The organism is Gemella sp. zg-1178 (assembly GCF_018790995.1).
Classification (GTDB): domain Bacteria; phylum Bacillota; class Bacilli; order Staphylococcales; family Gemellaceae; genus Gemelliphila.
Genome location: NZ_JAHKEI010000030.1, coordinates 1 through 11438 on the forward strand (window position 1 = coordinate 1; position 11438 = coordinate 11438).

An 11438-nucleotide genomic window follows, 5' to 3' on the forward strand; every position below is an offset into this window, starting at 1 on the left:
ACAACCCTTACTCCTAACGAAGTAACGGCTGTTGAACAATGGATAAATCGTTATCCACGTAAATTATTTAATTATGTATGTCCTTATGACTTGCCTGAGGTGGCTAACTTACTATTGTAATTTGCGATCTGTAAAAAAGTGAAGAATTCAAATTTTAAATAATTCAAAAGTAGTAATTTATTAGTATGTTATATTAGTTTTATAGATTATAGAAAGGGAGAAAAAGAAATTCTATTATCAGTTCTTATAAAAAATAAGAGCCATGGTTGGAAAAAATTAAGAATAAATTTTTTAATAAATTAAAGATATAATTTTCAGAAAAATATAGTAAAAATTCCCTAATATCTTATATAATTTCAAAAAAAAAATATAAAAAACAGAAAATAAGTTGACGAAAATTTATTTTTTTGATATTCTTTAATCATAATAATTAAAGAAAGGGGGAAATACCATGAAAAAAGTTAATAAAAATAATGTTATAAACTCTACTAAAGATAAAAAAGAAAATCTTATTATAAAAAAGGTTAGCGTTTCAAAACCTGTAGTTGCACAATCAAAATGCAGATATTCTAGTGCGTATTAAAATAGTGTAGGGTTATTAGAAAGAGTGTGAAGAATTATCTTTGCACTCTTATTTTAAAATATAAAATGGAGGTAGGAAGTATTTATGCAGGAAATAGAAGAAGTGTATTTAAATAATAAAGGAAAAATGTTTTGCAAATTATTTCAAGATTATTATGAAATACTAGATGATTCAATTTTTGAATATGAATTTCCTAAAATTAATGAAATTAATTTTCTTACAATAAATAATATTAGAATACCAGTTATATCTATTAGAGATTATAGCACAGCTGTTGAATTTGTATCACAGTCTAATAATTTTGATAATTATTCTATTTGTATTTTAGAAACATATAATATATTATATATGATAAAACTTGAGGATTTAGAATCCGTAGTAATTAGGATAGTGGAAAATATTGACTATTCTATTTTGGAATTATTTTCAAATAATTATGGAATAATAGCATATCATTCTTTTTTTAATAAACTTGAAGAAAATAATCAAGAAATAATTAAATTTACAAATTATAAATTGTTAAATAATAAGTCTGTTGTATACAGAAAACATACAGGGAATATAGAGTATGTAGATGTAGTAAAATACCCTAATAAGAAAACTGTAGCATTTTCGGATGCAGATCTAATTTCAGAAAATTATGAATTAGGAGATACACGATATTTAAGTGTCCATGATTCAAATAATTTAATTAGTTCCATAAGTGAATTATCTCCTGTTTATAAGGTGGAAAGTTTAGACGAATATAGTGATTTAAATTTTAAAATATATAAATCTTATTCGTCAAGAAAGGATATTGAAAATAAATTTTCTGTTCATGGTGGAAAGGGGAGTACAGATGTACAATCATTTTTTAGTGCGGTAGGAGAAGGAATAGAGAGATATTCTGCCAGATTATTTTTGTACGATAATAAATATATAATAACAGATAGTTATAAAAATTTAAAGAGACTTGGGAGAAGAATTCTTAATCCTATAGAATTAAAATTAGATGAAAATTTTATAAATGAATATTCTCAATGTAAAAATTTTGAGTGGATTGAAGGATACTGTTTAACGAATAAGGAAAAAATTTTTTTACCAGCAAATAGTGTATTCTTTCCATATGATCGCCCTAAAGAACTTATGTTACATTCACAATCAACCACTGGAATTTCTTCAGAAGTAACATTTTCTAGAGCTATTTTGCAAGGTTTATTGGAAGTCTTAGAAAGAGATTCCTATTCGATAGTACATAAAGCAAGGATGAAAGTTAAGGTAATTGAAATTAATGAATGTGATGATAAATCTATAAAAAGAATATTAAAATTTTTGAATGAAAAAGATATAAACATTCATCTAACGTTAATTAGCCAATTTTCTTTTGTTCATGTTGTGCACTGTACATTGGAATCTAAAAAATATCCTATATATACACATGGTTCAGGGGCTAATTTGAGTATTCTTGTAGCAATAAAAAGAAGTATTTTTGAAGCAATACAGTTACGAGTTTCACAAAAAGAATTAGAGTATTTAATTAAAGATAACATAGAGCATGAAGAAATACCTTCAGTTTTATGGGGAATGGGAATTAAAGAATATGTTTCACCCTTTTTAATTAATATAGATAGTGAAAAAATAAAATTTACTAGTATAAATGATTTATCTACTGGGAATATAATATTAGATTTACAATTTTTAGTAGATAATTTAAAAAGAGAAAGCTACAATGTTTATTGTGCGAATTTAACCCGAGATGATGTCCTTTTATATACAGCAAGAGTAATAGTCCCGGGATTACAAGATATAGATAATTATAATACTAAAGTAACAAAAAGATTAAAAAATATACTGAGAGAAAAAGGAAAGTTAATTAATACATTAAGAATGTTTAGTTAAGGATTTAATTATGAAATATTTTATTAATAATTACATTAAAAGAGAAGAGAATGGAATAAGAATTTCAGAAATTTATTTAGAAATGAATAAAGAAAGCGCAGATTTTTTATATAAGAATAGAGGTAAATATATTGATATTTTATTTGGCAATGATGATATAGAGATATTAATTAATTATAGTTTTATAAGCTTATTTCCAAATTATTATAATTTGATTCCTAATACAAGTTATTCTTTATTTGGGATTGATAGTAGATGTTTACTAGAAGATTTGAATGATGTAGAGAGTAGAGAGAAGAAGGTTGGAGTTTTTGAATTTCCTTATTTTCAAGGGACAATAAAGCATAATTACAATAGAGATTCTATTTCTATACTAAAGGATATGTCAAATAAATTTCCAAATCCAAATATAAGTATAAGAGAAAATAAAGATTTAGATGTCGAATGTTCATATATCTATGATTACGGGTTCCTTAATATAAATTTTAATAGTAAAATGATAAATGAAATTGAATCTATATCTTATAAAATATACTCTTCAAATAATAATATATTCCCTTTGTTTTTGGGAGGGGATCATACTATAACATACCCGATTGTCAAAGGAATAAATAATAGTGGTTATAAGTCATTAAGGTTATTGTATTTTGATGCACATTTAGATATATCAGAACTAGAAGAATTACACAATGGAAATGTAATGAAAAAATTAAAAGAAAGCTTTAGTGGAGATATAGAGTTGATAAATTTTGGTGCGAGGAGTCCATTATTTATAGAAGAATATAACACTTCAAGAGACTTGACAAAATTTACTGATATAGAAAACTTAATAACTTACTTAAAAAAGAATAAGAATATACCATTATATATTTCGATTGATTTGGATTATTTAGATCCTGTTTATAATCCGGGGGTTACTTATCCTGTACCAAATGGTTCAACTGTAAATAACTTATTGGAAATTATTAGGAAAATATTTGATTTAGATGTGAAAGTTTTAGGAATTGATATTGTAGAATATAATTCCAGCAATGATTTGTCTCTTGTAGGGGCCAACACATCTGCATATTTAATCTACAATTTATTAAAAGATATGGCAAAATTTTATAAATAAGTAAGGAGAATATATGAATTTCAAAAAAATAACATTAAGAAAACCAGTATTATCAATGGGGAAATTTGATAATTCTTTCTCAGATATTGATATTATACTAAAATTCATGAATATATATACTCCTGAAGGTAAGACTAAATACGTAAATAGAATGAGGTATAGAACAAATCCTCTATTTGGTATGGTACTAGAACATAATGTGACTATAAGTGAAAAGAAAGTTGAGTATAGTTATCCTGAATTGAAAAAAGCCAATATTTTCTATGTTCCTACTGGAAAATATTTCTTTAATAGGGAATTTATGGACTATGGTGATTACTATGAATTAAAAAAAAATGGTGAATTAATAAGGATAGAAAAAATTTATCTTAAAGATATAGTAGAATTTTGTACAAAAAATAGATTTATAAATAATGAGTTATTATATAAATTATTAAACTTTAGATTACTTGGCTATTCTGATAGTGACATTAGGTTATTAGTCGAAAATTTATTGGAAAATAAGTTTTTACTTCCTGAATTAGAAGAAAAAATAGTATTATCTGATATATCTGAAGATGGGATACTTGTACGTCCAAGATTAAGTAATGAGATGTATTATTTAGATCTTCCAAGTAATGATATAGTAGAATTGGGTAATTTTTTAGGTAGATTGCGTAAAAAGAGAAATCTAAAAGGTTATTATGAATTAGTAGAAGAATTTACAGATGCGTATTCTTTTATAAAAATAAGTATACTAGATATTTTGAAAAACTACAATTTTTTGAATAAAGTAAATGAATTTATATCTATTAATGAGTATGATGGAAGTGAAGAATGGACTAAATTTATATGTGAACACCTAGATGCTTATTTTATGACTAATGATAAAAATTTTTTGGATATTAGAGTAAAAAAACTTAATTTTGAGAAGAACTATGAATATAATTTCGATGTTACTGTTAATATAATAGAAGTTAAAGGAAAATTATTATATAACTTGGATACATCTAAACCTTTATATAGAAGTTTTTCTATAAATGAAGAGATACAAGAAAATAAGTATTCGTTAAATTATAAATCAGAGAATAATATTACTAATTATTTTTTAAAAAATAAACAAAAAAAAGGAATAAATATTAATTATTCAAGAAATATATCTAGCGATTTAAATTTAAATGATTTATTTTTAACTGTGAATGAAAAAAATAGAGAATTTATATTAACTGATAAAGACGGTAAGCAGGTAGATATAAGTATAAATTCACCAATTAATCTAAAATTACTAGATGATGTATGTAGACTTCTATTACTAGTTTCTAATATAGATAATATAGCTTATAATTATATACCAACTTTAATAAAAGATTATAACTATATACCAAGATTAATGATTAATAGAAAATTTATTATTTATAGGGAACAGTTTGTTATTAAGTATAATAAGTTATTATTTTCTGATATATCTAAATTTAGAGACGTACTATTGAAAATATACGAAATGTGTGAATCTCAAGATTTTTCTTATGTAATAAGTGATGTGGAAATATTTGTAGATTTTAATGATAGCAATGTAATTTTTTTCTTATTTAAAGAATTAAAAAAATATTCAATCCTGCATTTTAAAGAATTTATACAGAAAGACAGTATAATATATGAAAAAAATGAACATTATGCTAATGAAGTGATTATTTCATATGATGTAGGTAGTCATAATAGTAAAGATAATTGTACTAAGTTGTACCCAATAGTAGAAAATCCATATAAAAGGGATATGTTGAAAGATTGGATATATTTAGAGTTGGTTTTAGATTCTTTTATAAGTGATGTCTTTCTAGCATTAAATAGTATTTTAGAAAATGACATAAAATTTTTTTATCTATTCTATATTAATGGTAATAATGAAAGAGTATTGAGATTAAGGTGTAAAGGAATAAATAATTTTCATAAAATTACTTTTATATTGAGTAGCTTTAAATTAAATAATTTCAAGATATTACCTTATGAAAAAGAAATTTGCAGATACTATAATTTAGGAATTGATAATTTTGAAAAATTTTCCTGTGAAGATTCAAAAAGAATTTTGAATACTCTAAAAGATTGTGTAGATTTTGATAATATGACCGAATTAGAAAAATTTATGTTGATGTTAGAGAATACAGTATATCTTTTTGATTATTTTTCAATTGCTTATGAGTCTAGATATACAATGCTAAAAAAATATATAAAAGGAAAGGAAGATAGAGATAAAAAAAAATTAGTGAAAATAAATATAAATTTAAATAAAAGAAAAATAAAATATTTTACTAATAAAAATTATATCAGAGCTGAACATCTTTCCCTGATACATTTAAGTAATGTAAGATTAGTGGGGAATGAGTTGGATATTGAAAGAGAAGTGTACAAATATTTAGCAATTTTTTATAAGGAGGAAAAATGGAGAACGAAATAATAAATAGATATTTGAGAAATGGACGATTAACTGTTATCCCCAAAAAAGAGAATGTAAAAATAATTATATTTTCATATTTATTGGGTGAATTACAAAAAGAAAATGAAATGTTTTCTGAAAAGGAGCTCAATAAATTTTTGAAAAAATATTATGATGACTATGCTATTTTGAGAAGATATATGATTGACTATGGTTTTTTAAAGAGAGATAATTATGGAGAAAAGTATACAATAAATAAAAAAGTTAAAGGAGAATAGTATTGATGATTAAAAATATTACTAATAAATATTTTATCTTAACTAGTGGTCTTGCTATGGGAATAGCTATGTTTAACCCAATATTATATATTTTTTTATTAAATCAAGGTTTTACCTACTCACAATTAGGGATATATTTAGCATTATTTTTCTTATTTTCATTTTTAACAGAGGTACCTTGTGGAGTAATAACGGATGTAATAGGAGTAAAAAAGACATTACTATTAAGTTGTATTTTTAGAGTGATCGGATTAATTTTTTTATTAACCCAAAATTTTTACTTACTGTTAATTTCAGCATTATTTTCAGCAATTGCAGAATCTTTTCAATCTGGAACTTTACAAAGTTGGATTGTAAATAGTTTGGATGAAATAGGAAAAAAGGAAGAAATTTCAAAAATTTTTTCAAGAAGTATGATGATAACTTCGTCATTAACGATGATTGTTGGTTTTGTGAGTTCTAAAATTTTGTTTAAGCATAATCAAAGTGCGTCACTGATAGCTAGTATTATTATTTTTTCTTTAGTATTTTTAATTGTTTTAAGTGCATTCCCTAGAACATTTTTAAATAGAGGAAAATTAGATATAATAAGTATTATAAAAAATTCATCAGAGCATTTAAAAAGTACAGTTTTAAAATTATCAATTTTGAAAAGTTCAACTTTGCTAATTTTATTGCTATTAATGCCTTCCATTTTAGATGCTGGTCCATCAAATCAATGGCAATCTATTTTTTATATACCTAACCTAGATTTTTTAAATGGGTATATATGGGTGATAATTTGTATTTCAGGAATGTTAGGTAGCTTTTTATCAGAAAAAATAGGGAAAGTCGAGAGTAATAAGTTGTTGTTTACTACTTTACTCATAATGAATAGCATATTAGTAATTGTCATTTATTTTATTAATTTACCAATATTAAAATTTTTAATTTTTATAGTTTATATTATTTTCTTTACGGTACTTTCTATACGATCAAGTGTGATTCTACACGAAGAAATAATATTATATAATAAAAGTAGAACGACCTTAGTTTCTATATTTTACGCAGTAGAATCTTTAATAATGAGTGCAGCAGTTTTCCTTAATGGAGTATTATCTGATACTTTTGAAGTAACATTTGTTTGGTTAATATTCGCTGTATTTGTTTTACTGATACTTATGATTATTTTTGGTGTAAAACGATGGAAAAACAATTAACAGATAAATTGCTGTATGCAATTATTGAACAGAGAGATTCTATTGAGTATTTAGCCAGTATTTTACCAAGAGAAAACTTGTTAGAGTATGAAAGGGCGCTAGATAAAAATATTATAATGATAAAAGATGCAAGTGAGGAAGATATAATGGAATTATTTAGAAAATATCCACCTAATTTGCCCAATATTGAATTCAGTTTAGAAGGTATTGATATAAAATGTGAGAATTTTATTAATGAAAGTATAAATAATAATATAAAAAAATACAAGTTTGATTATTATATATGGAGAGATAAAAATGGATTAAAACCATTAATAGATACGTTTAAAGAAAATTATCAATATTATGTATTTGGTATAAAAGATAGCGATGTCTTTAATGAGATAAATATAACTAATATTTTGAATTTAATAAAATTTGATATATCTTTATATAACTTTGTAAGTAAAACATTATGTGAGAATTTAATTTATTTAAATGAAAACTATTATAGATGTGTGTATCTACCATTGAGCAGAGAAAATATATTAATTTTTCCTAATAATTATAATAATATTTTTAATAATATATATATATTACATGAAATATCTCATGTTATTTTAAATTATTTTAAAATAAGATATAACTTAATTTTATCAATAGAGGAAGAAGAAAAGTTTGCTCATTTAATAGAAAGCTCCATTTGCAATGATATTTTAATAAAAAATTTAAAATACTATAGAAAATTTATTACTAACTTGTTGATTGAAAATATCGTGAAAACAGAATTTCAAAGGATATTATATAAAGATTTTGAAAACTATAAAGATTATAATAGTAAAAAATTATTGTTAAATAAATTATCAAAACAATATGGGTTACCAGAAAATTATAATATTTTAGATATTTTTATTGAAGAGATTCCTTTTTATTCCGGTGCATATATTTTAGGTCAAATAGGAGCAGTAAGTAATTTGAACATGTATTCTTTAAAAGAGTGTTTAATATATATAGAAAATATATATAGCTGAAAGGTTCTATTTAATTCTCAATTCTATGAAAAATTGAACTGCACCTCCTAAAGTTTTGTCTAACTTTTGGGATTCATAACATTATAGCTATACCAAGAAACATAAGAAAAAAAGTAAAAACAATATGTATTTATATATATCCACCCTATATGAAACTAATAAAAGAAATATTTCCTAAAGCAGAAATAATAATAGATAGGTTTCATATAGTACAGAATATAAATAGAGAATTCAATAAATACAGAATACAACTAATGAATAAATTCAAAAATAAAGAAAGGCATATATATATATAATTAAAAATATATTGGAGGTTACTATTAAAAGAATATAGTGAAATAAACTATCAGAAAACTCACTATTCAAGAACATTTGGAAGAACAGTATCTAACAAAGAAGTATTAGATTACATACTATCAATAGATCAAATATTGGCTAACAACTATAAAATAATGCAAGAAATAAGGTATGCATTAAAGACAAGAAATATAGAATTATTTAAAGAAACTATAAATAATAATGAAGATACTTACTCTTAAGGTATGATCAAAGCTATTAAAACTATTAAAAAATATGAAGATTATATGATAAATAGCTTGAGATATAACTATTCTAATGGTGTTCTAGAAGGGATTAATAATAAAATAAAACTTATTAAAAGAGTATCTTATGGGTACATCATTTTATAATTTTAGGTTAAGAATTTTAATTGTATTTAGATTATTGGCGAATTATGATAAGAAAAATGACATTAAAAATAATCTTATGCAGCAGAATTCTGCTGCATAAGATTACCATTAATTTCCATCCCCAGGATTTGACTTAGAGCCAAAATTCTCCATGCCTCGTATTTATTATACAGCCAAAATTTCTCTTGGTCTTTGTTTTTATTTATAGTTATGGAGTTTTTTGAAATTTACTTATGCAAATATCATTATTAATATTATTTTTATATACTTTATTTTTTCTAGTTTTTTTATCAGTTATAACTAGGTGATGGGGATCTATTAAAAATATAATATATTTGTTTTTGTTAAAATCCTTGTATAAAAATATTCTATAAGGTGTTGACATTTTCAATTTATCTAAAATATTATATTTTAAAAACATATCCTCAAATTTTAAAAAATCATCTTCGCTAATAAATTTAAGCATAATTTCTTTTGTTTTTTTATAAATATCAGGTTTTATATCTTTTAAATCAACACTAAGTAGTATAGCTTTATTTTCATTATTTAATTGAACTAGATTATCAAATAAGTTTGACACTTTTTCTTTGTAATCACTAATTTGATGTCTATTTAAAAAATTAGTAAACTCACTATTTTTTATATTAAATGATTTAAGGGTGTTTTCCTCGTAAATTTGATAGTCTGATTCTTCAGTAACTTGTAAAAATTTTGATGACTTAATACTATTGCTACTTTTTAATGATGAATTTGATTTTATGTTGTTTTTTTTATTTTCCATAATATTAAATGCTTTGGAAAATTTTTCTGTATTCATTTTCTATATCTTCTTTTTTCATAATCTTAGAATTTTTATTTTTAAAAGAATTTTTCCATACATAATCTTCATGGCTTCTATCAACAAGAGCAAAATCTGATTTGTTTATAATCATTTCAGAAACATCATTAATAAACTTATTAATTTCTATATTAATTTTGGCCTCTAGATCAAATTTAAACTCTTTAGCATTATATTCTCTAGCTTTATTTTTTTTATAAACTTCTTTTATGACCGGACCATAATTCCATGCTTCAAAATTTGCATCAAACAAATATTTTGGATAAGAGTCTGAATATGAAGATTCAGTGACTCCTTCTTTTTCTTTTGCTTGATAATTTCCAGAATAAAAAGCAAATAAGAAATATAAACTCTTTTGTAATTTTAATGGAGAAAGTTCCCCGTATTTGTAGAATAAATGGTTTATTAAATCATCAATATTATTAAAATAAAATTTACGCATAATTGTATTCTCCTTTTTTTATATTTCAAGTAATATTATATCAAATTAATAAAAAATATGTAAGGTATATTTAATAAATATAATATATGACATTAATATAGTATTTTAACATATTAGTAAAATGATTTATTTAAATTGTAATATTTTTAAATAAGTAAATACTTTGTATTTCTCTTATTATAATTGCAATCAAATGTATATTAGTTATTCTTATTATTCCAAGAATGTCCAAATAGTTCATTTCCGTTAGGAGATAAACTAGTAATAGTTGTATCTTTTATTATTTTTCTTGCTTTCTCAGGAAGAGTATTTTGTTTATCTATTGCTATAAATATTTGTTTGTCAAATGAATTATATAATTCTAATATTTTTGAAATACCTTCATCCTCAGTTTGTTTTAATATTATCGAATCATGTATTATACATGGTAATTGAGTTTTATTCAATAAACTTAAATCATATTCAATAATAGCTCTAAATTGAGAACCAGTCCCTGTATCATTTGGAATATAAAAGTTATATTTTTTAATACTTTCTATATTCAGTATAGGTGCTGTTTTTTTATTATCACATACAAAATCATTGTATTCATTCATTTGATTATTTATAGTATTTTCTATTTTTTCAGATATAGATTTTATTATACAATTTAATTCATTTTCAACATTTTCTTTATCAATTTTTAGTTTGTATAATTCCTCATACATTTTAAGCTGATAATTTAGGGTTGTTAATTCACTTTCTATTCTACCAAATTCATTAAGTAATATTTCAGATATATTAGCTTTTATAGGAATTTTGTTCAATTCATTTTCTAGGTATTCTATTTTTTTATTTTGCTCCTCAATAAGTATTTCTAATTCTTTTTGGCGAAATATATTTATAATATGTACTCCTATTTACATTTAACACTTTACAAAGAAGCTTGATATTGTGTTGGTTTTTAAGGGGATTGATAGCTTCTAATCTTTGTTTAAGTGTGGAGTGAATATGGCAA

12 protein-coding genes are annotated in these 11438 nt (G+C 23.0%); 9 read left to right on the forward strand and 3 right to left on the reverse strand.

What is annotated here, in order from left to right; genetic code table 11:
• The first annotated feature begins 451 nt into the window (after positions 1-451).
• The 9 genes from KMP12_RS07750 (at position 452) to KMP12_RS07885 (ending at position 9161) form a co-directional block, all read left to right on the forward strand.
• Positions 452-583 carry a hypothetical protein gene (locus tag KMP12_RS07750; protein WP_256442632.1) on the forward strand — a complete coding sequence of 44 codons (132 nt, stop codon included), beginning with the start codon at positions 452-454 and terminating at the stop codon, positions 581-583.
• A gap of 84 nt (positions 584-667) precedes the next feature.
• Positions 668-2461, forward strand: coding sequence for a YcaO-like family protein (locus KMP12_RS06620; RefSeq protein ID WP_215756953.1), 1794 nt, complete (start codon positions 668-670; stop codon positions 2459-2461).
• 82 nt (positions 2462-2543) lie between these two features.
• Complete coding sequence (locus KMP12_RS06625; protein WP_215756954.1) at positions 2544-3575, forward strand: arginase family protein; 1032 nt, start codon at positions 2544-2546, stop codon at positions 3573-3575.
• A 13-nt stretch (positions 3576-3588) separates the two neighbouring features.
• Complete coding sequence (locus KMP12_RS06630; RefSeq protein WP_215756955.1) at positions 3589-6006, forward strand: lantibiotic dehydratase C-terminal domain-containing protein; 2418 nt, start codon at positions 3589-3591, stop codon at positions 6004-6006.
• Entirely contained in the window at positions 5991-6263 is a 273-nt protein-coding gene (locus tag KMP12_RS06635; protein WP_215756956.1) for a DUF2087 domain-containing protein, read from the forward strand. Before KMP12_RS06630 ends, KMP12_RS06635 begins: the two co-directional genes overlap by 16 nt.
• A 5-nt stretch (positions 6264-6268) precedes the next feature.
• Complete coding sequence (locus tag KMP12_RS06640; protein WP_215756957.1) at positions 6269-7462, forward strand: MFS transporter; 1194 nt, start codon at positions 6269-6271, stop codon at positions 7460-7462.
• The gene (locus KMP12_RS06645) at positions 7447-8472 is read left to right on the forward strand and encodes a hypothetical protein (RefSeq protein ID WP_215756958.1); all 1026 of its coding nucleotides are present in this window, start codon (positions 7447-7449) and stop codon (positions 8470-8472) included. Before KMP12_RS06640 ends, KMP12_RS06645 begins: the two co-directional genes overlap by 16 nt.
• Before the next feature lie 101 nt (positions 8473-8573).
• On the forward strand, positions 8574-8768 hold the full coding sequence (locus KMP12_RS07880; RefSeq protein WP_371741365.1) for a transposase: 195 nt from the start codon (positions 8574-8576) through the stop codon (positions 8766-8768).
• 246 nt (positions 8769-9014) lie between these two features.
• Complete coding sequence (locus tag KMP12_RS07885; RefSeq protein ID WP_215756959.1) at positions 9015-9161, forward strand: transposase; 147 nt, start codon at positions 9015-9017, stop codon at positions 9159-9161.
• A 208-nt stretch (positions 9162-9369) separates the two neighbouring features.
• Here the strand turns inward: KMP12_RS07885 and KMP12_RS06660 are convergent, their stop codons facing one another.
• The 3 genes from KMP12_RS06660 to KMP12_RS06670 all read right to left on the reverse strand — a co-directional run bounded on the left by KMP12_RS06660 (position 9370) and on the right by KMP12_RS06670 (position 11247).
• Positions 9370-9978, reverse strand: a complete 609-nt coding sequence (locus KMP12_RS06660) for a hypothetical protein (RefSeq protein WP_215756960.1) — start codon at positions 9976-9978, stop codon at positions 9370-9372.
• Positions 9947-10441 (reverse strand): Panacea domain-containing protein, encoded by a 495-nt coding sequence (locus tag KMP12_RS06665; protein WP_215756961.1) that lies wholly within the window; start codon positions 10439-10441, stop codon positions 9947-9949. The genes KMP12_RS06660 and KMP12_RS06665 overlap by 32 nt, the downstream gene beginning before the upstream one ends.
• A gap of 200 nt (positions 10442-10641) precedes the next feature.
• A complete protein-coding gene (locus KMP12_RS06670; protein ID WP_215756962.1) occupies positions 10642-11247 on the reverse strand; it encodes a DUF2326 domain-containing protein in 606 nt (201 codons plus the stop codon).
• Positions 11248-11438: the final 191 nt, after the last annotated feature.